At 66.0% G+C, this 24,115-nt stretch carries 21 protein-coding genes; 11 read left to right on the top strand and 10 right to left on the bottom strand.

The window, feature by feature from the left end; translation table 11 throughout:
• Positions 1-5: 5 nt before the first annotated feature.
• The 3 genes from DBY63_RS23835 (at position 6) to DBY63_RS23825 (ending at position 1,652) form a co-directional block, all read left to right on the top strand.
• On the top strand, positions 6-209 hold the full coding sequence (locus DBY63_RS23835) for a YbdD/YjiX family protein (RefSeq protein WP_007162682.1): 204 nt from the start codon (positions 6-8) through the stop codon (positions 207-209).
• A 57-nt stretch (positions 210-266) separates the two neighbouring features.
• Positions 267-1,259, top strand: coding sequence for a GTPase (gene yjiA / locus DBY63_RS23830; protein ID WP_108582979.1), 993 nt, complete (start codon positions 267-269; stop codon positions 1,257-1,259).
• A 213-nt stretch (positions 1,260-1,472) separates the two neighbouring features.
• Positions 1,473-1,652 (top strand): hypothetical protein, encoded by a 180-nt coding sequence (locus DBY63_RS23825; protein ID WP_108582980.1) that lies wholly within the window; start codon positions 1,473-1,475, stop codon positions 1,650-1,652.
• A 43-nt stretch (positions 1,653-1,695) separates the two neighbouring features.
• Here the strand turns inward: DBY63_RS23825 and DBY63_RS23820 are convergent, their stop codons facing one another.
• A complete protein-coding gene (locus tag DBY63_RS23820) occupies positions 1,696-2,172 on the bottom strand; it encodes a DciA family protein (RefSeq protein WP_108582981.1) in 477 nt (158 codons plus the stop codon).
• A 234-nt stretch (positions 2,173-2,406) separates the two neighbouring features.
• Here DBY63_RS23820 and secA point away from each other — a divergent pair, with 234 nt between their 5' ends.
• The 4 genes from secA to DBY63_RS23800 all read left to right on the top strand — a co-directional run bounded on the left by secA (position 2,407) and on the right by DBY63_RS23800 (position 8,219).
• Positions 2,407-5,148 carry a preprotein translocase subunit SecA gene (secA, locus tag DBY63_RS23815; protein ID WP_027598471.1) on the top strand — a complete coding sequence of 914 codons (2,742 nt, stop codon included), beginning with the start codon at positions 2,407-2,409 and terminating at the stop codon, positions 5,146-5,148.
• 188 nt (positions 5,149-5,336) lie between these two features.
• Positions 5,337-6,554, top strand: a complete 1,218-nt coding sequence (gene argJ, locus DBY63_RS23810; protein WP_027598472.1) for a bifunctional glutamate N-acetyltransferase/amino-acid acetyltransferase ArgJ — start codon at positions 5,337-5,339, stop codon at positions 6,552-6,554.
• Between the two features lie 82 nt (positions 6,555-6,636).
• On the top strand, positions 6,637-7,275 hold the full coding sequence (locus tag DBY63_RS23805; RefSeq protein WP_027598473.1) for a glutathione S-transferase family protein: 639 nt from the start codon (positions 6,637-6,639) through the stop codon (positions 7,273-7,275).
• A complete protein-coding gene (locus DBY63_RS23800; protein ID WP_108582982.1) occupies positions 7,272-8,219 on the top strand; it encodes a Nudix family hydrolase in 948 nt (315 codons plus the stop codon). The genes DBY63_RS23805 and DBY63_RS23800 overlap by 4 nt, the downstream gene beginning before the upstream one ends.
• A 166-nt stretch (positions 8,220-8,385) precedes the next feature.
• On the opposite strand, the gene DBY63_RS23795 is transcribed toward DBY63_RS23800, so the two are convergent.
• From DBY63_RS23795 to DBY63_RS23785, 3 genes are read right to left on the bottom strand one after another with little or no spacing between them, the layout of a single operon-like run.
• On the bottom strand, positions 8,386-9,435 hold the full coding sequence (locus tag DBY63_RS23795) for an alkene reductase (protein WP_027598475.1): 1,050 nt from the start codon (positions 9,433-9,435) through the stop codon (positions 8,386-8,388).
• A gap of 15 nt (positions 9,436-9,450) precedes the next feature.
• Positions 9,451-10,614: an MFS transporter gene (locus DBY63_RS23790; RefSeq protein ID WP_108582983.1), complete on the bottom strand. Its 1,164-nt coding sequence runs from the start codon at positions 10,612-10,614 to the stop codon at positions 9,451-9,453.
• A gap of 16 nt (positions 10,615-10,630) precedes the next feature.
• Positions 10,631-10,921 (bottom strand): metalloregulator ArsR/SmtB family transcription factor, encoded by a 291-nt coding sequence (locus tag DBY63_RS23785; RefSeq protein ID WP_007161865.1) that lies wholly within the window; start codon positions 10,919-10,921, stop codon positions 10,631-10,633.
• A gap of 218 nt (positions 10,922-11,139) precedes the next feature.
• On the opposite strand from DBY63_RS23785, the gene DBY63_RS23780 reads away from it, so the two are divergent.
• The 4 genes from DBY63_RS23780 to DBY63_RS23765 all read left to right on the top strand — a co-directional run bounded on the left by DBY63_RS23780 (position 11,140) and on the right by DBY63_RS23765 (position 16,953).
• Positions 11,140-11,835 carry an OmpA family protein gene (locus tag DBY63_RS23780; RefSeq protein ID WP_007161866.1) on the top strand — a complete coding sequence of 232 codons (696 nt, stop codon included), beginning with the start codon at positions 11,140-11,142 and terminating at the stop codon, positions 11,833-11,835.
• Positions 11,836-12,086: 251 nt separating this feature from the next.
• Positions 12,087-14,225: an EAL domain-containing protein gene (locus DBY63_RS23775; RefSeq protein ID WP_169853363.1), complete on the top strand. Its 2,139-nt coding sequence runs from the start codon at positions 12,087-12,089 to the stop codon at positions 14,223-14,225.
• A gap of 174 nt (positions 14,226-14,399) precedes the next feature.
• Positions 14,400-15,554 (top strand): phosphatidylserine/phosphatidylglycerophosphate/cardiolipin synthase family protein, encoded by a 1,155-nt coding sequence (locus DBY63_RS23770; RefSeq protein ID WP_027598478.1) that lies wholly within the window; start codon positions 14,400-14,402, stop codon positions 15,552-15,554.
• A gap of 94 nt (positions 15,555-15,648) precedes the next feature.
• Positions 15,649-16,953, top strand: coding sequence for an acyltransferase (locus DBY63_RS23765; protein ID WP_108582984.1), 1,305 nt, complete (start codon positions 15,649-15,651; stop codon positions 16,951-16,953).
• Here the strand turns inward: DBY63_RS23765 and DBY63_RS23760 are convergent.
• The 6 genes from DBY63_RS23760 to yaaA form a co-directional block, all read right to left on the bottom strand.
• Positions 16,928-17,296, bottom strand: coding sequence for an antibiotic biosynthesis monooxygenase (locus DBY63_RS23760; RefSeq protein ID WP_027598480.1), 369 nt, complete (start codon positions 17,294-17,296; stop codon positions 16,928-16,930). The two genes, DBY63_RS23765 and DBY63_RS23760, sit on opposite strands and share 26 nt — an antisense overlap.
• Before the next feature lie 129 nt (positions 17,297-17,425).
• Positions 17,426-18,946 carry a fumarate hydratase gene (locus tag DBY63_RS23755; protein ID WP_027602987.1) on the bottom strand — a complete coding sequence of 507 codons (1,521 nt, stop codon included), beginning with the start codon at positions 18,944-18,946 and terminating at the stop codon, positions 17,426-17,428.
• 229 nt (positions 18,947-19,175) lie between these two features.
• Positions 19,176-20,150, bottom strand: a complete 975-nt coding sequence (locus tag DBY63_RS23750) for a D-glycerate dehydrogenase (protein ID WP_108582985.1) — start codon at positions 20,148-20,150, stop codon at positions 19,176-19,178.
• Between the two features lie 24 nt (positions 20,151-20,174).
• A complete protein-coding gene (locus DBY63_RS23745; RefSeq protein WP_108582986.1) occupies positions 20,175-21,038 on the bottom strand; it encodes a TIGR01459 family HAD-type hydrolase in 864 nt (287 codons plus the stop codon).
• Positions 21,039-21,154: 116 nt separating this feature from the next.
• Complete coding sequence (locus DBY63_RS23740; RefSeq protein ID WP_027598484.1) at positions 21,155-22,615, bottom strand: mannose-1-phosphate guanylyltransferase/mannose-6-phosphate isomerase; 1,461 nt, start codon at positions 22,613-22,615, stop codon at positions 21,155-21,157.
• A 395-nt stretch (positions 22,616-23,010) separates the two neighbouring features.
• Positions 23,011-23,790 carry a peroxide stress protein YaaA gene (yaaA, locus tag DBY63_RS23735; protein WP_027602990.1) on the bottom strand — a complete coding sequence of 260 codons (780 nt, stop codon included), beginning with the start codon at positions 23,788-23,790 and terminating at the stop codon, positions 23,011-23,013.
• Positions 23,791-24,115 lie beyond the last annotated feature (325 nt).

Genomic DNA, 24,115 nt, shown 5'->3' with positions numbered 1-24,115 from the left:
TCCCTATGTTCAATGACCTGGGTCGCATGGGTAAGTACCTGGGGCAGGCCGCCAAGATGCTGGTGGGCATGCCCGACTACGACACCTATGTCGAGCACATGCGCGGCAAGCACCCGGACCAGCCGGTGATGAGCTACGAAGCCTTCTTCCGCGAGCGCCAGGAAGCGCGTTACGGTGGCGGCAAGTCCGGCGCCATACGCTGCTGCTGACCCAGGGTCTCCTCCAGGCCGGGCCTCGAGCCCGGCCTCTTTCTGTCTGGAGTTGCCATGCACGAACCCATCCCCGTCACCGTCCTGACCGGCTTTCTCGGCGCCGGCAAGACCACCCTGCTCAAGCACATCCTGCAGGCCGAGCACGGCCTCAGGATCGCCGTGATCGAAAACGAATTCAGCGCCCTCGACGTCGACGGCGAATTGCTGGAAGACGCTGGCGCCGTACAACTGATGAAGGTCGCCAACGGCTGCGTCTGCTGCACCGGCAGCAAGGACCTGGCCTATGCCCTGACCGTGCTGCTGGAGCGGCTGGACAGCGGCGAACTGGATTTCGAGCGCCTGGTAGTGGAATGCACCGGTCTCGCCGATCCCGGTCCGGTGGCCCAGACCTTCTTTACCGACGACCTGCTGCGCGAGCGCTATCTGCTCGACGGGGTACTGACCCTGGTGGACGCCGTCCACGCCAGCGAGCAACTGAGCGATCCGCTGCTGCAGGCGCAGATCGGTTTCGCCGATCGCCTGCTGCTGACCAAGCTCGACCTGGCCGAGCCGGCCGCCGTCGAGGCGCTGGAGAATCGCCTGCAGCGCATCAATCGCCGTGCGCCCATCCGCCATGTCGATCACGGCCGCATCGAGCTGGCCGAATTGCTGGACATCCGCGGTTTCAACCTGCACGACGAAGACCTGGCGCCGCCCACGCTGTTTCGCCCGCTGCGCCCGGTGTCGGAAGCCGTCAGCCTCACCGAGCGCATCCAGTCCATCGCCATTCGCGAGCCGCGCCCCTTCGACCAGGCCAAGATCAGCGGCGTGATGGAGATGCTGCTCGATACCCTCGGCTGCGACCTGCTGCGCTACAAGGGGCTGCTCAACATCGCCGGCGAGGATCGCCGCCTGCTGTTCCAGGGCGTGCAGCAGATCTATGCCGCCGACTGGGAGCGCGACTGGCTGCCGGACGAGGCGCGCGAGAGTCGCGTCGTGCTGATCGGCATGGACCTGCCGGAAGAGCGCATCCGCGCCGCCTTCGAGCGGGCGGTGGCACGCGCCTGAGGCGGGCTGGACATCCAGCAACGTATTCCGGGACGGGCAGGAATACTCAGGGCGGCCAGGCGGACAACTGCAGGCTGCCTTCGACAAGGGCTTCAGGCGGCGCCCCAGCGCAGTGCCTGCCCCGTTAATGCGGTGTTAAGGGCTACCAGGTTAATAACGCCGGACGGGGCATAAGGCCACGGAACGAAGTATCCCTAAGCGAGGACTCCCTGCATGCTCCTGCTATGGCAAGCCTTGGCCACCGGTGGCCTGATGATGCCGGGCTCGTTGCTGGTCGAGCTCTGGTTGCCGCACCGGGAGACGCGCGCGCGACGCTGGTGGCGACGGATTGCCTATTCCTGTCTGGGCGGTCTGGCCGGCATCGCCGGGCGGCTGTTGGTGGGCTGGTCCTAGGCCTCTGCCGAAAAAAAGCTAACGCCCAACCGCGCTCCTTGCCCTAGGCGTCGCTGTCCGCAGCAGGCGCCTTGGGCGCTGCGCGGCTGGCCAGGCGTTCCAGGGCCGCCTTGAGCCCTGGGTCGCGGATACCGGCAGCCACTTCCCTGAGACTCTCGGCGCCCACCTGACTGACCTGGCGCACCGGTCGGACCCGGGTGGCGACGCCGGGACTCGGCTGCATCTTGAATTGCAGGCGCATCAGGCCGGCGAATTCCGGCGCCTGCTGCAGCAGTCTGAGCAGACGGCGCTGCTGGTAGCGCAGTCGCGTCGCCCAGTGGGCGTCGTTGACCACCAGCAGCAGGGTGCCCTCGCGCCAGCTGGCCACCCGGCAGTGGGGGCGGGCAGCCGGTTGCAGCTGTTCTTCCAGCAACTGTTGCAGGCGCCCCAGTCGCTCGGCTTCGCGAAACAGCGACTTGAGCGGTTTGGCCTGGCGCAGCAGGGCAGCGGGAGCGACGGCGGAGAGAGGGCGAAAGGCCATGCGCAGGACTCGCGATGGGCGAAGAGAAGACGCCGATGGTAACAGATCGCTCTGGCGTCCTGGCGGCTGGGGGCCCGTCGTTCTTTCCTCATCGGCATTTCCGAGTAGAATGCCCGATTACCATCGCGGGACACCGCGGGTCTCAACCCCCGCGCCCAGGCGTCTGGCCAGGCTCTGCAGAGGCCTTGCCGCCCGTTTCGCTCCCCTCATTCCAGCGGAAGAATTCCAGTCGATATGTTTGCGCCTTTGTTGAAGAAATTCTTTGGAAGCAAGAACGAACGAGATGTCAAACGCCTAGGCAAGGTCGTGGTGGCCACCAATGCGTTGGAATCCCAGATTGCCTCCTTGAGCGACGAGCAACTGCGCGCCAAGACCGAGGAATTCAAGCAGCGCGTGGCCAAGGGCGAGTCCCTCGATGCCCTGATGCCGGAAGCCTTCGCCGTGGTCCGCGAGGCCGGCAAGCGCGTCATGGGCATGCGCCACTTCGACGTCCAGCTGATCGGTGGCGCGGCGCTGCACGAAGGCAAGATCGCCGAGATGCGCACCGGTGAGGGCAAGACCCTGGTGGGTACCCTGCCGGTCTACCTCAATGCGCTGTCCGGCAAGGGCGTCCACGTGGTCACGGTGAACGACTACCTGGCCCGCCGCGACGCCAACTGGATGCGGCCGCTGTACGAATTCCTCGGACTGTCGGTGGGCATCATCCTGCCGTTCCAGCCGCCGGAAGAGAAACGCGCCGCCTACGCCTCGGACATCACCTACGGCACCAACAACGAATTCGGCTTCGACTACCTGCGCGACAACATGGCCTTCAGCATGGCCGAGAAGTACCAGCGCGAGCTGAACTTCGCGGTGGTCGACGAGGTGGACTCCATCCTCATCGACGAAGCCCGGACCCCGCTGATCATCTCCGGTCAGGCCGAAGACAGCTCCGAGCTCTATCAAAAGATCAACCAGCTGATCCCGCGTCTGCAGCAGCACATCGAGGAAGAGGAAGGCAATCCGACCCAGGTCGGCCACTACACCATCGATGAAAAGACCCGCCAGGTGGAGATCACCGAGCTGGGTCACCAGTACATCGAGGAGATGCTCACCGAGGCCGGGCTGCTGGCCGAGGGCGAGAGCCTCTACTCGGCGCACAACCTGGGCCTGCTGACCCACGTGTTCGCCGGTCTGCGCGCCCACACCCTGTTCCATCGCAACGTCGAGTACATCGTCCAGCAGGACCAGGTGCTGCTGATCGACGAGCACACCGGCCGGACCATGCCGGGTCGCCGCCTTTCCGAAGGTCTGCACCAGGCCATCGAGGCCAAGGAAGGACTGCCGATCCAGCCCGAGAGCCAGACCCTGGCCTCGACCACCTTCCAGAACTACTTCCGCCTCTACAACAAGCTCGGTGGCATGACCGGCACCGCCGACACCGAGGCCTTCGAATTCCGCCAGATCTACAACCTCGACGTGCTGGTCATCCCGACCCACCGCGAGATCGCCCGTAAGGACTTCAACGACCTGGTCTACCTGACCCAGGCCGAGAAGTACCAGGCCATCATCGAGGACGTGAAGCAGTGCCAGGCCGAAGGCCGCCCGGTGCTGGTGGGTACCGCCTCCATCGAGAGCTCCGAGTACGTCGACCAGCTGCTGACCCAGGCCGGCATCGAGCACAAGGTGCTCAACGCCAAGTACCACGAACGCGAAGCCGAGATCATCGCCCAGGCCGGGCGTCCGGGCGCCGTGACCATCGCCACCAACATGGCCGGTCGCGGTACCGACATCCTGCTCGGCGGCAACTGGGAAGTGGAAGTCGCGGCCCTGGAGAATCCTTCCGAGGAACAGATCGCCGCGATCAAGGCCGCCTGGCAGGCGCGCCACAAGCAGGTCATTGACGCCGGCGGCCTGCACGTGATCGCCTCCGAACGCCACGAATCCCGCCGGATCGACAACCAGCTGCGCGGCCGTGCCGGGCGCCAGGGCGACCCGGGTTCCAGCCGCTTCTACCTGTCGCTGGAAGACAGCCTGATGCGCATCTTCGCCTCCGACCGGGTGAAGAACTTCATGAAGGCCCTGGGCATGCAGGGCGGCGAGGCCATCGAGCACCGCATGGTCACCAACGCCATCGAAAAGGCGCAGCGCAAGGTCGAAGGCCGCAACTTCGACATCCGCAAGCAGCTGCTGGAATACGATGACGTGGCCAACGAGCAGCGCAAGGTGATCTATCACATGCGCGATACCCTGCTGGCCAACGAAGACGTCGGCGACACCATCAAGGGCTTCCGCGAGGAAACCCTGACCCAGGTGATCAACGAGCACATCCCGCCGCAATCGCTGCCCGAGCAGTGGGACATCCCCGGCCTGGAAGCCGAGCTGTACAGCGTCTTCGGCCTGCAACTGCCCATCGGCCAGTGGCTGGACGAAGACGACAAGCTGTACGAGGACACCCTGCGGGTGAAGATCCTCGAGCAGCTCGAAGCCGCCTACATGGAAAAGGAGGACCTCGCCGGTCGCGAGGCCCTGCGCAACTTCGAGAAGCAGATGCTGCTGCGGGTGGTCGACGACCTCTGGAAGGACCACCTCACCACCATGGACCACCTGCGGCACGGTATCCATCTGCGCGGTTATGCCCAGAAGAACCCCAAGCAGGAATACAAGCGCGAGTCCTTCACCCTGTTCCAGGAGCTGCTGGACAGCATCAAGCGCGACACCATCCGCGTCCTGTCCCACGTCCAGGTGCGTCGCGAAGATCCGGCCGAGGAAGAGGAGCGCATGCGCCGCGAGGCCGAGGCCATGGCCGAGCGCATGCAGTTCCAGCACGCCGAGGCGCCTTCGCTGGTCGATCCCGAGGTGCTCGAGGACGAGCAGGGCGAAGACACCGTGGTGCCCTTGCAGCCCCAGCGCAATGACCAGAAGATCGGTCGCAACGAGCCGTGCCCCTGTGGTTCCGGCAAGAAGTACAAGCAGTGCCACGGCAAGCTCGATTGAGGGCCTGCCCAGGCAGTCGAGGCGACGGCAACCTGTCGGCATAGCAGCCGACAGGTTGTAAACTCCACTCGCTAGGCTGTTTGCGCCCCTTGCCCCGGCTGGGCGAGGCGGGCGCTGGAAGGCTGCTTTCCACGCCGCGACCGGTTTTCCGCTCGCGGCGTTTCCTTTTCTTTCACTGGAGTTTTCCCATGGCTGTCGGTCTCGGTCCGCTCTCCACGCTGCACCCGGTTCCCGGTTTCGAACTCGGTATCGCCTCTGCCGGCATCAAGCGCCCCGGGCGCAAGGATGTGGTGGTGATGCGCTGTGCCGAAGGCTCCAGCGTGGCCGGGGTCTTTACCCTGAACGCCTTCTGCGCGGCCCCGGTGATCATTGCTCGTCAGCGCTTCGCCGGCCCCGTGCGTTACCTGTTGACCAACACCGGCAATGCCAACGCCGGCACCGGACAGCCCGGCCTGGCCGCGGCCGAGCGCACCACCAAGACCCTGGCGACCCTGGCCAGCGTCGGCGAGGAGGCGGTACTGCCGTTCTCCACCGGCGTGATCGGCGAACCGCTGCCGGTGGAAAAGATCGAAGCCGCGCTGCCGGCCGCCCTGGCCGACCTGGCCGAGGACAACTGGGCCGCCGCCGCCACCGGCATCATGACCACCGATACCCTGCCCAAGGGCGCCAGCCGCCAGTTCCAGGTGGACGGCACCACCGTCACCGTGACCGGCATCAGCAAGGGCGCCGGCATGATCAAGCCGAACATGGCGACCATGCTCGGCTACGTGGCCACCGACGCCAAGGTCGCGCGCGGTCTCTTGCAGGATCTGCTGGCCGACGCCGCCAATCGCTCCTTCAACCGCATCACCATCGACGGCGACACCTCCACCAACGACTGCTGCATGCTGGTGGCCACCGGTCAGGCGGCCATGGCGGAGATCACCCAGCCCAACGGCGCGGCCTTCGAGCAGCTGCGCGAGGCGGTGTTCGCGGTATTCGCCGAACTGGCCCAGGCCATCGTGCGTGACGGCGAGGGTGCCACCAAGTTCGTCACCGTGCAGGTCAATGGTGGTGGCAATGCCCAGGAATGCCTGGACGTCGGCTACGCCGTGGCCCATTCGCCGCTGATCAAGACCGCGCTGTTCGCCTCCGATCCCAACTGGGGGCGCATCCTCGCCGCCGTCGGCCGGGCCGGCGTGCCCCAGCTGGACGTCAGCCTGATCGACGTCTTCCTGGGTGGCGTGCAGATCTGCCAGCAGGGCGGTCGCGCGGCCACCTATACGGAAGAGCAGGGCGCGCGGGTCATGGCCCAGGCCGAGATCGAGATCCGCATCGAGCTGGGTCGCGGCAGCCACAGCGAGACCATCTGGACCACCGACCTCTCCCACGACTATGTGAAGATCAACGCCGAGTACCGTACCTGACGGCTACCCGACGCCTTGGCGTCCGCTCCGGCGGGCGCCTGCGGCGGTCCTCGCGGGCCGCATCGTTTCGAGGAATCCCCGCATGTCCCAGCTGCAACTCGTGATCGGCAACAAGAATTTCTCCTCCTGGTCGTTGCGGGCCTGGCTGGCCATGGAGCTCAGCGGCGCCGCCTTTGAAGAGGTGTCGATCCCGCTCTATGCGCCCAACAGCCGCGCCTTGCTCAAGGCCCAGTCGCCCACCGGCAAGGTGCCGGTGCTCAAGCTGGCCGAGGGCACCATCTGGGATTCCCTGGCCATCGTCGAATACCTCGCCGAGGCCTATCCCGACGCCGGGCTGTGGCCCGCCGAGACCCTGGCCCGCGCCCATGCCCGGGCGCTGTGCGCCGAGATGCACAGCGGCTTCCTGGCCCTGCGCCGCGAACTGCCCATGGATCTGCGTCGCCGGCAGCGGTTGAAGTCGACCACCGCCGAGGCGGTGGAAGACATCCAGCGCATCCAGCGCCTGTGGCGCGAATGCCGCGAACGCTACGGCCAGCAGGGTCCCTATCTGTTCGGTACGCCGACCATCGCCGATGCCTTCTATGCCCCGGTCGCCAGTCGCTTCCGCAGCTACGGGGTGGAACTGTCGGCCGAGGCGGCCGCCTATGTCGAAACCATCTACGCCTGGCCGGCCTTCCAGCGCTGGCTGGCGGAGGCCGAAACCGAGGAGCAGAGCGCATGACTCGTCTGCATGTCGTCGCCGCGGTGATCCGCGACCCCCAGGGCCGGATCCTCATCGCCCAGCGCCCGGCGCACAAGCACCAGGGTGGTCTCTGGGAATTCCCCGGAGGCAAGGTCGAGGCCGGTGAGGCTCCGGCCGCGGCCCTCGCCCGCGAACTGGCCGAGGAACTGGGCATCCAGGTGACAAGGGCGCGGCCGCTGCTGCAGGTGCGCCACGACTATCCCGACCAGGCGGTCCTGCTGGATGTCTGGCAGGTGGACGCCTTCACCGGTGACGCCCATGGCGCCGAAGGCCAGCCCTTGGCCTGGGTCGTGCCTCGCGAACTGGCCGACTACGACTTCCCGGCGGCCAACCGGCCCATCGTCCAGGCGGCGCGGCTGCCCGAGCGCTACCTCATCACCCCCGGCGAGCTGACCACCGCGGAATTGCTCAATGGCCTGCACCGGGCGCTGGACAGCGGCATCCGCCTGGTCCAGCTGCGCACGCCGGACAACTTCGATCCCCAGTACCGCGATCTGGCCGGCGATGTCCAGGGCCTCTGTACCGGCCGCGCCCAGTTGATGCTCAAGGGCCCGCTGGAGTGGCTGGGCGATTTCCCCGCGGCTGGCTGGCACCTGACCGCCGAGCAGTTGCGCCGCTATGCGCCCAATGGCCGGCCTTTTCCGGCGCAGCGGCTGCTGGCGGCTTCCTGCCATGACGCCGAGGAACTGGCCTTGGCCCAGCAGATGGGGGTGGACTTCGTCACCCTGTCGCCAGTGATGCCCACCGCGAGCCATCCCGGTGCCCCGACCCTGGGCTGGGTCAAGGCCCAGCAGCTGCTGGCCGACTGCAACCTGCCGGCCTATCTGCTGGGCGGGCTGGGCGAGGACGACCTCAACAGCGCCTGGCAGGCCGGCGCCCAGGGCGTGGCGGCGATCCGGGCGTTCTGGCCTGGGGGCGTTTGAGACAAATGGTGTAATCCAATCGCGGCCATGCCGGTGCGCCGTAGCGACCGCTCCTACAGGGGCACCGAACACCTGTAGGAGCGGCCGCATCGGAGGACCGCCATGGCCGCGATATCGGCACAAAAAAAGCCCGCCAACCGGCGGGCTTTTTTATCCACGGAAAAACCTACAGCCGCGGATAGTCGATGTAGCCGACCGGGCCCTTGCTGTAGAAGGTGTCCGGGTGCGGCTCGTTCAGCGCGGCGTCCTGTTCCAGGCGTTGCGGCAGGTCCGGGTTGGCGATGAAAGGCACGCCAAAAGCCACGGCATCGGCCTTGCCTTCTGCCAGCCAGGCATTGGCCTTGGCCTTGTCGAATTTCTCGTTGGCGATGTAGACGCCACCGAAGGCCGCCTTGAGGTCCGGGCCGAGGCTGTCGCTGCCGGCCGCTTCGCGGATGCAGATGAAAGCGACCTGGCGCTGGCCGAGCTCGCGGGCGACATGGCCAAAGGTGGCGGCAGGGTCGTTGTCGCCCATGGTGTGCATGTCGCCACGGGTGGACAGGTGCACGCCGACGCGATCGGCGCCCCAGACGTCGATGCAGGCATCGGTCACTTCCAGCAGCAGCCGAGCGCGATTCTCGATGGAGCCGCCGTAGTTGTCGGTGCGCTGGTTGGTGTCGCTCTGCAGGAACTGGTCGAGCAGATAGCCATTGGCCCCGTGGACCTCGACGCCATCGAAGCCGGCGCGCTTGGCGTTCTCGGCGCCATGCCGGTAGGCAGCGACGATGCCGGGGATCTCGGCGGTTTCCAGTGCCCGCGGGGTGACATAGTCACGCTTGGGGCGCAGCAGGCTAACGTGGCCCTGGGCGGCGATGGCGCTCGGCGCCACCGGCAGTTCGCCGTCGAGATAGCTGGGGTCGGAGATGCGGCCCACGTGCCAGAGTTGCAGCACGATGCGGCCACCAGCCTTGTGCACGGCGGTGGTGACGCGCTGCCAGCCGGCCACCTGCTCGTCGGACCAGATGCCGGGGGTGTCGGGATAGCCCACGCCCATGGGGTCCACCGAGGTGGCCTCGGTGATGATCAGGCCGGCGGATGCGCGTTGCACGTAGTACTCGACCATCAGGTCGCCCGGGACCCGGCCCGGTTCGGCGCGGCAGCGGGTGAGGGGCGCCATGATGACGCGGTTGGGCAGTTCCAGGGCGCCGATCTTGATCGGGTCGAACAGCTGAGTCATGGCTAGCTCTCTTGATTAGCTGGCGGTCGCCAGGCCGCTCTTGCGGGCCTGGCTGGCGGTCAGCAGGGTGGCGATAAGGGCCAGCAGGGCGAGCCCGCTGGCGGCGAGGGGTACCGCGGTAAGACCCAGGCCGTGGTCGATCACCAGGCCACCGACCCAGGCGCCGAGGGCATTGCCCACGTTGAAGGCGCCTATGTTGAGGGTCGAGACCAGATTCGGCGCGTCCTTGCCGAAGGTGACCACGTTGATCTGCAGGGCCGGCACGGCGGCGAAGGCGGCCGCGGCCCAGAGGAAGAGGGTGATCTCGGCGGGCAGGAAGGCATGGCCGGTCCAGCGCAGGGCGGCGGAGGTCAGGGCCAGGGCGACAAAGATGCCCACCAGGCTGGTGGCCAGGCGCCAGTCGGCCAGTCGACCGCCGATGAAGTTGCCCAGGGTCAGGCCCAGACCGATCAGCAGCAGGGTACCGGTGACGCCACGCGGCGAGACGCCGGTTACCTCCTGCAGCAGCGGCGCCACATAGGTGAAGAGGGCGAACATGGAGGCGGCGAAGAACACCGTTATCGACAGCGCCAGCCAGAAGCCCAAGCCGCGCAAGGCGAGCAATTCCCGGCGCAGGTCGGCGCGTGGCTGGTTGCGGTCGGCCGGCAGCACCCGCCAGAGACCGATCAGGGCGACCACGCCGATCGCCACCACCGCCCAGAAGGTCGAGCGCCAGCCGGCGGCCTGGCCGAGGGCGGTACCCAGGGGCACGCCCAGCACATTGGCCAGGGTCAGACCGGTGAACATCAGGGCCACCGCCGAGGCGCGGCGATTCTCCGGGACCAGGCTCGCCGCCACGACCGCGCCGATGCCGAAGAAGGCGCCATGGCAGAGAGCGGTGACCACCCGCGCCAGCATCAGCATGTTGTAGCCGCTGGCAATGGCGCAGAGCAGGTTGCCGACGATGAAGATGCCCATCAGGGCGAGCAGGGCGCGCTTGCGCGGCCAGTGGGCGGTGGCCAGTGCCATGAAGGGCGCGCCGACGGCCACGCCCAGGGCATAGCCAGTGACCAGCCAGCCGGCGCTGGGAATGGATACGCCGAGATCGGCGGCGACGTTGGGCAGCAGCCCCATGATGACGAATTCGGTGGTGCCGATGGCGAAAGCGCTCAGCGCCAGCACGATGAGAGAAGCGGGCATCAGGATTCCTTGCAGACTAGAGTTCGCGGGCGAGACGTTGCAGAAAGGCCTGGATGGCGGCCTCGTCGCGTTGGTAGAACACCCATTGGCCGATGCGCCGCGTGGTGACCAGGCCAGCCCGGGTCAACACCGCCAGGTGCGCCGAGACCGTGGACTGCGAGAGTCCGGCACGGGCTTCGATCTGTCCGGCACAGACGCCCGTACCCAGGTCGTGTTCCTGGTGCGGGAAATACTGCCGGGGATCGCGCAGCCAGCCGAGGATCTGGCGGCGCAGGGGATTGGCCAGGGCTTTGAGGATCTCGTCCATCACGGTCGCATCGTCATATTGGGTTGTAACGAACCTTAGATCGCGAAAAATCGATATGCAAGCTATCCATCTTCGATTCTGCCTATCGCGGACTTAGAGGCTCACTATCGCGATAAGTGTCTGCGAGCGCCGCTTCGTTCAGTTGCGATTCAGATCACGCGGCTAGAATTGCCGGGTGCGGCCCCATTCGCCGCAATGGATTTCCAAGGAGCAAAGACATGGCGCTGCCCACCCGTATCCTTCTCGCCAGCCTGGCCCTGGCCACCCTGGCCGGATGCGCATCCCCCAATCCCTACGAAAACCAGGGTCAGGCCAGCGGTGGTACCTCCAAGACCGCCAAGTACGGCGGCCTGGGTGCCCTGGCCGGTGCCGTCGCCGGTGCCGCCATCGATCACAACCACCGCGGCAAGGGTGCGCTGATCGGCGCCGCCGCCGTGGGTGCGGCCGCCGCTGGTTACGGCTATTACGCCGATCGCCAGGAAGCCGAGTTGCGCCGGCAGATGGAAAACACCGGCGTCGAGGTGCAGCGCCAGGGCGACGACATCAAGCTGATCATGCCCGGCAACATCACCTTCGCCACCGATTCCGCCGATATCGCCAACAGCTTCTACAAGCCGCTGAACGACCTGGCCAATTCCTTCAAGCAATTCGATCAGAACAGCATCGAGATCGTCGGCTACACCGACAGCACCGGCAGCCGTGCCCACAACGTCGAGCTGTCCCAGCGCCGGGCGCAGAACGTTGCCGGCTACCTGACCGCCCAGGGCGTGCCCGCGGCGCGCCTGAGCACCCGGGGCGCCGGTCCCGATGCCCCCATCGCCAGCAACGCCACCGCCGATGGCCGCGCGCAGAATCGCCGCGTCGAAGTCAATCTGCGCCCCCTGCCCGGAGCCACCGGCACCCCCGCCCAGTAGCGACCGCTCGTCGCCGGCGACCGGCAGTTTCCGCGCCTTCGGGCAGCCTGGCGGAAACTGCTTTTTCATTTTGCGCTCTGATAGACGTCGCGAAGGGTCCCGCCTGCCAATCGGCAGGCGGCAGACCCCTGTCCGGCTGCTACCCTAGTAGGGTTGAGAGCGACGCGTCGCATAACGGTCACGACGGGAAGAGGTAGCCAGCCGCGCATGGCTGCTGCACGGCGGCAGAGGCCGCGGGGAGAAGAGGCTTGATGGAGTGCCCGTTGCCGCAGACAGAGCAAGGTCCGGTGTTGCTGGTTGTCGACGACCGCCTGGAGAACCTGCTCGCCATGCAGGCGGTACTGGAGGTCGGAAACTGGCGGGTGATCACGGCCGCTTCGGGTGAGCGTGCCCTGCAATACCTGCTGGACGAAACCGTGGATCTGGTGCTGCTCGACGTCCAGATGCCGATCATGGACGGCTTCGAGGTGGCGCGCATCATGCGCAGCAACCTGCGCACCCGCTTCACCCCGATCATCTTCGTCTCCGCCGAAGCCCACTCCTACGAATCTGTCCTGCGGGGCTATGCCACCGGCGCGGTCGACTATCTGCTCAAGCCGGTCGATCCCAATATCCTCAGGCACAAGGTGCGCTCGCTGCTCGATCACGAGCGCAATCGCCGCGAATTGCTGCAGGCCACCCAGCAGCTGGAACTGGCCAAGTCCTTCAGCGATTCGCTGCTCGACAATGCCGCCGAAGGCATCCTCACCGTCAATGAACAGGGCCGGGTGACCTTCGCCAACGCCGCCATCGCCCGCATGCTGAGATGCAGCGTCAGCGACCTGGTGCACGCCAATTTCCTCGACTTCCTCGAAGGCGGCAGCGGTCTCGACGACTGGCAGACCTCGCCCTTCATGGAGCACTACGACCGCCGCGAGACCTATCGCCTGCACGATGCCCGCCTGCGCACCAATCGTGGCGACAGCCTGCCGGTGGCGCTGTCCTGCGCGCCGCTGCCGCGCATGCAGCGGGCCATGGTCATCATCGCCCTGGACATGTCGCGCATGCGCGAGCTGCAGGACCAGCTGGAATCCCAGGCCGTCACCGATGCCCTGACCGGTCTGCTCAATCGCCGCGGCTTCAACCAGACGCTGGAAGCGGCGCTGGCGCGCAGCGGCCGCAACGGCAAGCGCATGGCGGTGCTCTACATCGATCTCGACGGCTTCAAGCGCATCAACGATTCCCTCGGTCACGAAGCCGGGGATCGGGTGCTGTGCATCGTCGCCGAGCAGCTCAAGAGCTGCATGCGGCCCTACGACATCCTGGCGCGCATGGGCGGTGACGAATTCACCGCGCTGCTCGATTCCCTGGAGCATCCGGAGGACGCTGCCCGCGTGGCCGAGAAGCTGCTGGAGCTGCTGGCCACGGTGCATCGCATCGACGGCATGGAAGTCAGCCTGGGCGCCAGCATCGGCATCGCCAGCTATCCCGACTGCGGCCATACCGTGGACGGCCTGCTGAGATCCGCCGACATCGCCATGTACGAGGCCAAGCGCGGCGGGCGCCAGCAATACCGCTTCTTCTCGCCGGACATGAACGGCCGCGCCCGTTCCCGGTTGATGCTCGAAGAAAGCGTGCGCAACGCCATCGACAACAAGGACTTCGTGCTCGCCTACCAGCCGCAGGTCTATCTGCGCGACGGCCGCCTGCGCGGCTTCGAGGCGCTGCTGCGCTGGGAGCACACGGTGGCCGGCAAGGTCTCGCCGAGCGTCTTCATCCCGCTGCTGGAAGAGACCCGGCTGATCAACCGCATCGGCGACTGGATCTTCCGCGAAGGCGCGACCAAGCTGCAGTCCCTGCAGGAAATCTATGGCGACGAATTGCTGCTGAGCATCAACCTCAGTCCGGTGCAGTTCGGCATGCCGCAACTGGCGGAAAGCCTGCGCCAGATCATCGAGACCCATGGGCTGCGACCTGAGCAGCTGGAAATCGAGGTGACCGAGTCGGCGCTCATGCACGACATCGATTACACCCGTGCCCAGCTGTCGCAACTGCGTGCCCTCGGCGTGCGCATCGCGGTGGACGACTTCGGCACCGGCTATTCCTCGCTGGCCTATCTGCGCCACTTCGAACTCGACACCCTCAAGATCGATCAGCTGTTCATCGCCAACATGCTGGATTCCTCCCGCGACGCCGCCATCGTCAGCACCATCCTCGAACTGGGTCGCAACCTGGATCTGGAAGTCATCGCCGAAGGGGTGGAGACCCTGGAACAGCGCGACTGGCTGATCGAGCACGGCTGCGAGATCATGCAGGGCTTCCTGGTCTCCCGGCCGCTGAGCGCCGAGGTGACCGGTCGCTTTCCCCAGCAGGTGGACTGGACCGCCCGACGCCCCGAGCCCACGCTCTAGGCGCGCTGACGGCCTGTTCCAGGGGCAGGCCCCTCCGTCCATCGGCGCAGGCCGTCGAGCAGGCGCCGCGCCAGAGCCGGCGGTGCTCCCCTGGCCAGCCAAACCACGCCTGCCACTGAACGAACCCCCGTCCGCGCCTTCTTATGCAATGGCCACAGGCACGGAGTAGGAAGCATGCGGGGCGCCGTCTTTCCATGGCGGGAAAACAACAGGTTCGAATTGCTGGTGGACGGCGGTCGGTTCTTTCCGGCCATGCTCGAATCCATCGCGGGCGCCAGCCGCCGGATCGATGTCGAACTCTATCTGGTGGAAGCCGGCAGTTGCTCCGAGCAGTTGCTCGTGGCCCTGACCGAAGCGGCCCGACGCGGCGTCGCGGTGCGTTGCCTGTTCGATGGCTTCGGCACCCTGCGCATGGACGCCGGCTTGCGCCGCCAGCTGGAAGAGGCGGGCGCCGAGCTGCGCATCTTCAACCCCGTGCGCTTCGGTCACGGCTTGCACAACCTGCACCGCGACCATCGCAAGATCTTCATCATCGACGGCGAGGAGGCCTTCGTCGGTGGCAGCGGCGCGACCGATGACTTCTGGGATCCGGCCAAGAGCGACTGCAACTGGCACGAGGTGATGGTACGCATCCAGGGACCCCTGGTGGAGGACTGGCTGGCGCTGTTCGAACGGCAATGGGAAGCGGTGGGTCGCCGCCGCGCCTGGAAGCCACGCCCGCGGCGGGGTCGCGAGCGACCGCCACCGCCGCCTGCCGCCCAGGAAGGGCAGGGCCGGGTCGCCTATGCCGATGCCCGTCAGCACCGCGACATCCTGCAGGCGCTGATTCGCGCCCTGGTGGGCGGCCGCGAACGCATCTGGTTCGCTACCCCCTATTTCCTCCCGACCTGGCGCGTGCGCTGGGCCTTGCGACGGGCCGCGCGGCGTGGCGCCGACGTGCGGCTGCTGCTTACCGGTCGGCACACCGACAATCCACCGGTGCGTTTCGCCGGGCAGCGCTACTACCGCAGCCTGTTGCGCGCCGGTGTGCGCATCTACGAATACCAGCCGCGATTCATCCACGCCAAGATGGTCCTGGTGGACAACTGGGTCAGCGTCGGCTCCTGCAATTTCGATCACTGGAATCTGAGGTTCAACCTGGAGGCCAATGTCGAGGCGGTGGATCGCGGCCTGAGTCAGGCGGTGGCGGCCAGCTTCGTCAAGGATTTCGCCCAGAGTCGCGAGATCACCCTGGAATTCTGGCGCAGTCGGCCCTGGTGGCGGCGCGCACGCGAGTGGCTCTGGGGTTCGCTGGATCGCCTGGTGATCGGTGTACTGGGGCGCGGTTAGCAGCCCCGGGTGTCAGGTGCGGGTAACATAACCGATCCGGCGCTGTAGGCCGGACCCATCGTCCCGCGGACGAGGCCAGACGAGTAACGCCTTAGTGCAGACTTTAGATAAACACCGCTTCATCGGTCTGGAGTGGCTCAGGTTCCTGATGGGTTTCTATGTGGTCGTCTACCACACCATCCATTTCTATCCCGAGCGCAAGACCATCCCCCTGCTGGACGAGATCACCAGCATGGGCTTCTTCGCCACCAGTACCTTCTTCGTGCTCTCCGGCTTTCTGCTCGCCCACGTCTATTGCGGCCGCGGCAGCCTGCGCGAGCCGGCGCGCAGTTTCTGGGTCAAGCGTTTCGCCAACCTCTATCCGATCCACATCTTCGCCCTGCTGCTGGCGATGGCGGTGGTGACCTGGATCGGCAGTCTGGGCATTCCGCCGGGCGCCGCCACGGCGAGCATCCGCTTCGTGGTGTTCGACACCAACGAGCCCCTGGCCCGGACCAACCCCGAGCTGTTCCAGCACTTCATGACCAACGCGGAGCTGGCCTTCAATGCCGTGCTGCAGCTGTTCATGCTGCAGGCCTGGAATCCCTACTACCTGACCTTCAACGCACCGCTCTGGTCGATCTCGGCGCTGTTCTTCTTCTACCTGACCTTTCCCAAGCTGGCCCCGCGGCTGATGACCAGCGAGCGCCCCTGGCAGCTGTTGCTGCTGGTCTGGGTGCTCTATCTGATTCCGCCGCTGCTGGTGATCCTGCACCAGAACTACGGCATGCCCTTTACCGGCCTGCTGCAGCGCGTGCCGCTGTTCCGGCTGCCGGAGTTTCTCGCCGGCATCCTGCTGTACGCCATCTTCCGCCGCCAGCACGCGCGGGGCTGGATACCCTCGGAGCGGCAGCGGCTGCTGCTGGCGAGCTACCTGATCCTGAGTTTCGCCCTGGGCACGGCGCTGTTCACCCATGGACCCAAGTTCTGGTACTTCCTGTTCCACAACGGGCTGTTCCTGCCGTCGCAGCTGATCCTGGTCTATCTGGCCGCGCTGGCGCAGGAGCCGGCCAGCGAACGCATCCGCCACTGGTCGCCACGACTCGGCGGTGCGTCGCTGTCGATGTTCGCCCTGCACGTGCCCCTGTCGGGGATCTACATGACCCTGGAGCAGCTGATCGGCGGCAATCTAAAGGCCTGCCTCAGTGGCGATCGCGAGGTCTGCATCGCCGCCGCCGGGGCCTATACCAACTCCATCGAGTGGTACTGGCTGTTCCTGCTGGCGGTGGTGGTGCTCTGCGTGCTGTTCCAGGAGCGGCTGGTGGTGCCGACCCGCAAGCGCATCCTCGCGGTGCTGCTGCCGCGCCTGGCGCCGCCGCAGCAGCCGCCCCGGTCTAGCGGCGGAAGCCTGCGGCCATGACGAAGAAACGGGCGTTCAGGGCCGCCAGCGGCTCGCGTAGCTGCTCCAGCTGATCGGCCGCACCGAATACCTCGAAGCGTTCCAGGGTGGCGATGGCCTGGGCCTGCTCCAGCAGGTCGCCGACGTTGTCCAGGTGCGCCAGCAGCGCCTGGGCATCGCGATAGCCTTCGCGGCAACGCGCCGTGGTGCCGTCATAACAGAAGCCGTAGTAGAGGCAGCCGGGTTCGTTGCGGGTGCGCTCCAGCATGGCCTCGCCCAGGCGCTTGAAGGCTTCGAGCTGATCGGGCTGGACGGCGAAGACGGGGGCCAGGCTGCAGACGGAATCGCTGGGAAGAGTGGGCATGGGGGCTCCGGGGTCGGGGATGGTCTCCATGCGACCTCGGCCGGTCGGCAGTGCTCCCACCGGCTGACGGACGTGCGCCCAAAGAAAAAGCCCAGCACTGAGGCTGGGCTTTTCTGTCGCGACGGGCGCTTAGATCTCGACGGCCAGGCTGTCGGCGATCTTCTTCTGCCACACCTGCGGACCGGTGATGTGCACCGACTCGCCACGGGTGTCCACGGCCACGGTCACCGGCATGTCCTTCACCTCGAACTCATAGATGGCTTCCATCCCCAGTTCCGGGAAGGCCAGGACCTGAGCGCCCTTGATGGCCTGGGCCACCAGGTAGGCGGCGCCGCCGACGGCCATCAGGTAGACGGCCTTGTGGTCCTTGATCGCCTCGATGGCGATGGGGCCGCGCTCGGACTTGCCGATCATGCCCAGCAGACCGGTCTGGTCGAGGATCTGGCGGGTGAACTTGTCCATGCGGGTCGCCGTGGTGGGACCGGCCGGGCCGACCACCTCGTCGCCCACCGGATCGACCGGGCCGACGTAGTAGATGAAGCGGCCCTTGAGGTCCACCGGCAGCGGCTCGCCCTTGTTGAGCATGTCGACCATGCGCTTGTGGGCGGCATCGCGACCGGTCAGCATCTTGCCGTTGAGCAGCACGGTCTCGCCCGGCTGCCAGCTCTGCACCTCTTCCGGGGTCAGGGTGTCCAGATTGACCCGACGGGCACTCGGACCGGCTTCCCAGACGATTTCCGGATAGGCGTCCAGCGGCGGGGCTTCCAGGCTGGCGGGGCCGGAGCCGTCGAGTACGAAGTGGGCGTGACGGGTGGCGGCGCAGTTGGGGATCATGCACACCGGCAGGGAGGCGGCGTGGGTCGGGTAGTCCTTGATCTTGACGTCCAGTACCGTGGTCAGGCCGCCCAGGCCCTGGGCACCGATGCCCAGTTGGTTGACCTTGTCGAAGATCTCCAGGCGCAGCTCTTCCAGGCGATTCTGCGGACCGCGGGCCTTCAGCTCATGGATGTCGATCTCGTCCATCAGCGATTCCTTGGCCAGCACCGCGGCCTTCTCGGCGGTCCCGCCGATGCCGATGCCCAGCATGCCCGGCGGGCACCAGCCGGCGCCCATGGTCGGCACGGTCTTGAGCACCCAGTCGACGATGGAGTCGGACGGGTTGAGCATGGCCATCTTCGACTTGTTCTCGGAGCCGCCGCCCTTGGCCGCGACGTCGATCTCCACGGTGTTGCCGGGGACGATCTGGTAGTGGATCACCGCCGGGGTGTTGTCCTTGGTGTTCTTGCGGGCACCGGCCGGGTCGGCCAGGATCGAGGCGCGCAGGACGTTTTCCGGCAGGTTGTAGGCGCGGCGCACGCCTTCGTTGATCATCTCGTCCAGGCTCAGGGTGGCGCCGTCCCAGCGCACGTCCATGCCGACCTTGGCGAAGACGGTGACGATGCCGGTGTCCTGGCAGATCGGCCGGTGGCCGGTGGCGCACATCCGCGAGTTGATCAGGATCTGGGCGATGGAATCGCGCGCGGCGGCGGATTCTTCGCGCAGATAGGCCTCGTGCATGGCCTGGATGAAATCGACGGGGTGGTAATAGGAGATGAACTGCAGGGCGTCGGCAACGCTCTGGATCAGGTCATCCTGCTTGATCACGGTCATGTACGCGCTCCTCTTGGCGGTTTCTTGCGTCTCGGCCACAGCGGTGGCGAGACGGGCGCGCAATTCGGGTCGCACGGACCGGGCCGCGAAGGAGCCCGATCGGAGGGGTGGCCTGACACACTGAGAGAGGCCCACCCGGCCAGGGCGGCCGACCCGAGAGCGGCGCGGCAGTATAGCCTTTAAGCGCCCGGACGGCACGCCACCTGGGTCGACGGTGGGCGATCAGCGCCTAGCGGCGGTCCAGCGCCGCCGGATTGACCAGGTCGGTCGGGCGCTCACCGGTGAGGGCCGCGATCAGGTTGTTCACCGCGCGTTCGGCCATGGCGTAGCGGGTCTCGTGGGTGGCCGAGCCGATGTGCGGCAGGGTGACCACGTTGGGCAGTTCGAACAGCGGCGAGGCTTCCAGCGGCTCGCGAGTATAGACGTCCAGGCCGGCGCCGCGGATCTGGCCCTGGCGCAGCGCCTCGATCAGCGCCGGCTCGTCGATGACCGGGCCGCGCGCCAGGTTGATCAGGATGGCGCTGGACTTCATCAGCCCCAGTTCACGGGCGCCGATGAGGCCTTCGGTGGCGGCCGACAGGGGCACCACCAGGCAGATGAAGTCGGCTTCCTTAAGCAAGTCGTCCAGCGCGCGGCGCTGGGCACCCATCTGCTCTTCCAGTTCGGGCTTGGCGCTGTTGGCGGTATAGAGGATCGGCATGTCGAAGCCGAAGTGGCCACGCTTGGCGATGGCCGCGCCGATGCGACCGGCGCCGACGATGCCCAGCGTACGGCCATGGATGTCGGTGCCGAAGTGTTCTTCGCCGATACCCTTGCGCCAGTGTCCGGCCTTGACGAAGGCGTCCAGCTCCGGCACCCGCCGGGCGGCGCTCACCAGCAGGGTGAAGCCGAGGTCGGCGGTGGTATCGGTGAGCACGTCCGGGGTATTGGTGAGCAGGATGCCGCGCTCGGTCAGGTAGTCCACGTCATAGCTGTCGTAGCCGACCGAGACGCTGGCGATGGCTTCCAGGGTCGTGGCCATTTCCAGCTCCTTCTCGCCCAGCTTGCGACTGGCGCCGATCAGGCCCTGGGCCTTGGCTGCGGAAGCGGCGAACAGGTCGATGTTGGCACTGGCGGGAATCACCTCGACGGAGAAATGTTCGCGCAAACGTTCCACCAGCGTTTCGGGCAGGCGGTTGAAGACCACTACGTGCTTCTTGCTCATCGATACCTCGGCGTGCGGAAAGGATTAGGCCAGACCAGCCGCGGCGAAGCGCGGCCGCTCGGGATGTTGCCTGAGCAGCGGCTCGAGTCCCTCGCGGGTCGGCTCCTGGTTGAAGTCCAGACCAAGGGTCTCGCGGTGGATGCCGGTGGCCGCCAGCCAGAGGCAGTCGATGCCCGCCGCCACCGCGCCGGGTACATCGGTCACCAGCGAGTCGCCCACGAACAGCAGACGCTTGGCGCCACGCTCGGCCAGGGCGCCTGCCGCGCAATGGAAGGCATAGGGATCGGGCTTGCCATACCAGGTGACCGCGCCACCTAAAGCAGCGAAGCGATCGGCCAGCTTGCCGGCTGCATAGAAGGGTAGACCCCCGGACACCACGTTGCGATCCGGATTGGCGCAGAGAAAAGGCTTGTCCAGCGCCGTGGCCAGGGGCGCGAAGCGCGCCTCCAGTTCGTCTTCCGGAAAGCTGCCGACGCCCAGGATGATGGCCGCCTGCTCGATGTCCTCGACGAAGCGCGCGCGGATTTCCGCGGGCCAGCCCACCTGGCCGGTGCCAGGGCCGGAGAGGTAGATGCCGCCTTCGCTGAAGGTCGGGTCCTGCTGAAAGGCATCGATGGCCAACTGACCCGAGGTGGTGATGCCGGCGAAGAGCTCGCCCGGCACGCCCAGCTTGCCCAGTTCTTCGACCATGCCGTCCGCATCGCGCGAGGCATTGCTGAGGAACCACACCGGCTTGCCTTCGGCGGCGCGGCGCTCCAGCCAGGCGCGAGCGCCGGGAAAGGTTTCGTAGCCGTCGATCAGCACGCCCCAGAGGTCGAGGATGAAGCCGTCGTAGGCGGCCAGGGCCTCGTCCAGTTGATCGAGGCGGAGCAGGGTGGGAGCGGTCATGCGGCGGATCCGATGGCGAAAGGGGAAACGACAAGCCTAACCGGTTTTGCCGAGCGGCTGCCGAAAACGCAGACACCGGCCGGAGCCGGTGTCTGTTCATTGCCGTACAGCGAGGCTTAGCGGGTCGACGCCTTGCCTGCCTTGGCGACTTCCAGGGCCTGGGTGTCGACGCGGCCATAGATGTCTTCGAAGCGGACGATGTCGTCCTCGCCCAGATAGCCACCGGACTGCACTTCGATCAGCTCCAGCGGTACCTTGCCGGGGTTGGCCAGGCGGTGCACGGAGGTCATCGGCAGGTAGGTGGACTGGTTTTCGGTCAGCAGGAAAACCTTGTCGTCACAGGTGACCTCGGCGGTACCCGAGACCACGATCCAGTGCTCGGCACGGTGGTGGTGCATCTGCAGCGACAGCTGGGCGCCCGGCTTGACGGTGATGCGCTTGACCTGGAAACGCTGGCCCATGTCGATGGAGTCGTAGGAACCCCAGGGACGGAAGACTTCCTGGTGGGCCTTGACCTCGTTGCGGTTCTGCTTCTCGAGGGTGTTGACCAGCTTCTTGACGTCCTGGACCTTGTCCTTGTGGGCGATCATGACGGCGTCCTTGGTTTCCACCACGACCACGTCGTCCAGACCGACCAGGGTCACCAGCTTGCCGTTGCCGTGCACCAGGCAGTTGCGGCTGTCATGCAGGACGACGTCGCCCTTGATGACGTTGCCGTTGTTGTCCTTGGCATGCACGTCCCACAGCGCGGACCAGGAACCGACGTCGTTCCAGCCGGCGCTCATGGGCACCACGCAGGCGCGGGTGGTCTTTTCCATCACGGCGTAGTCGATGGAGTTGTCCGGGCAGACGGCGAAGGTGGCGGCATCGATGCTGATGTTGATGCCGTCGATGCTGCTGCGCTCCAGCGCCAGTAGGCAGGTGTCATAGATGTCGGTGTCGTGCTTCTTCAGCTCTTCCAGGAAACGGCTGGCGCGGAACAGGAAGATGCCGCTGTTCCAGCAGTAGTCGCCGGAAGCCACGTATTCGGTGGCGGTGACGGCATCGGGCTTCTCGACGAAGCGCTCGACGCGGGAAACGCCCTGGGGCAGACCGTCGTTGGAGCCGGTCTTGATGTAGCCGTAGCCGGTTTCGGGCGCGGTGGCCGGGATACCGAACAGCACCATCTCGCCACGCTCGGCGGCGGCGGCGGCCTGTTGCAGGGCGGCCTTGAATTCGGCTTCGTCCTCGATCACGTGATCGGCGGGCAGCACCAGCATCAGGTCGTCCTTGCCGTCAGCGACCAGTTGCATGGCGGCGATGGCCACGGCCGGCGCGGTGTTGCGACCGAAGGGCTCCATGATCAGCGCCTGCGGCTTGCACTCGACGGCCTTGAGCTGCTCTTCCACCAGGTAACGGTGTTCGGCGTTGCAGACGATGATGGGGCAATCGATGCTGCCCTCGCAGCCCAGGCGATTGATGGTCTCCTGGAACATGGTCTGTTCGCTGGTCAGTGCCAGGAACTGCTTGGGGTAGAGCTTGCGCGAGAGGGGCCAGAGTCGCGAGCCGCTACCACCGGACAGGATGACGGGAATCATGGGCGTTACTCCTTCAGCGTCTGCTGATTTGTGGCCGCTGTCCCTGAGGTCGGGACGAAGCGTCCATGCTTCGAAAGATCAACCGGCCGACAGGTCGACCGGTACAAATTGAACGTGCGGACTGATTGCCTTTGGCCAGCATGACCCAGGGCAAGGACCAGACAAAGACAGAATCAAACGAAAGTGGTTCTCAGCGAATTTTCCTTTTTCCGGAAAGGCAGCGGTTTTGAGATGTCCGGCAACTTTTCGCGCCTGAAACGTCTCCGCTACGGGGCTGAAACCTTTTTATTGGAGGGAGATGACAGTCTTTCACGGACTCATCCTGCTCATTGTGACTGCTTAACCAGTTTGAAGGCAAAGCAGACATCCTTCGTTGCCATCCGTCGATTATCTGGCTATTCAAGAGGTTTATCTCGCAAGAATACCAGCTTGTCTGGGCCGGATCGCTCGCTCGAATAGCGATAACCCTGGTCGTCGAAGTCGCGCAGGTCGTCCACCGCAGTGACGCGCTGCTTGATCACGTGCCGCGCCATGAGGCCGCGGGCCTTCTTGGCGTAGAAGCTGATGATCTTGTAGTCGCCATTCTTGAGATCGCGAAACTCCACGTCCACGACCCGGGCCTGCAGGCGCGCGCGGCGCACCGCGCTGAAATACTCGTTCGAGGCCAGATTCAGCAGGACATCGTCACCCTGAGCCGCAAGATCCGCCTTGAGCCAGTCGCTGATGCGCTCGCCCCAGAAGGCGTAGAGGTCCTTGCCGCGTGCGTTGGCGAACTTGGTGCCCATCTCCAGGCGATAGGGTTGCATCAGGTCCAGCGGCCGCAACAGGCCATAGAGTCCGGAAAGCATGCGCAGGTGGCGCTGGGCGAAGTCGAAATCCTCTTCCTGGAAGTCTTCGGCGGCCAGGCCGGTGTAGACGTCGCCCTTGAAGGCCAGTAGCGCCTGCTTGGCATTCTCCGGTGTGAAGTCCGGGGTCCAGCTGCCGAAGCGGGCGACATTGAGGGTGGCGATCTTGTCGGACACCCCCATGAGCGCGGCGACCTCCGCCGGCGCGAGCTGCCGGAGTCCGTCGATCAGCTCACGGGAGTGCTCCAGGTATTGCGGCAGGGTATGGCGGGACGTGCTCGGCGGCGTGCTGTAGTCCAGCGTCTTGGCGGGTGAAATCACCATCAGCATCGGCTTGGCTCCTCTTGGCGAGGCGCCATTCTAGAAGCCTCCGCCGCTGGGCTCCAGTGGACCTTGCCGATGGGATCGATAGGTATTGACCACGCTCCCGGGGCGAGGTTGCCAGGCCAGGCAGCAGGAAATACCGGTCCGCGAAAAAAACCGCTTACCGCCAAAAAAAGCCTTTGTGCCTCAGACCTTTTGCGTTATTACCGAAGTGTCCGTCGCATCTCTCGGGTCCCGTGCCCTCATGTTGGCCGGTCCGTGAACCCGTTGCTGGAGCGACGGCACCTTTCGCAGCGGAGCGTCGTCTGGCGCTCCGTCGACAGGCTTGCGA

Source organism: Pseudomonas sp. RIT411 (assembly GCF_003057735.2).
GTDB lineage: Bacteria > Pseudomonadota > Gammaproteobacteria > Pseudomonadales > Pseudomonadaceae > Chryseomonas > Chryseomonas oryzihabitans.
The sequence above is the reverse complement of the archived record's forward strand: the minus strand, read 5'-3'. Positions and strand labels throughout refer to the sequence as shown.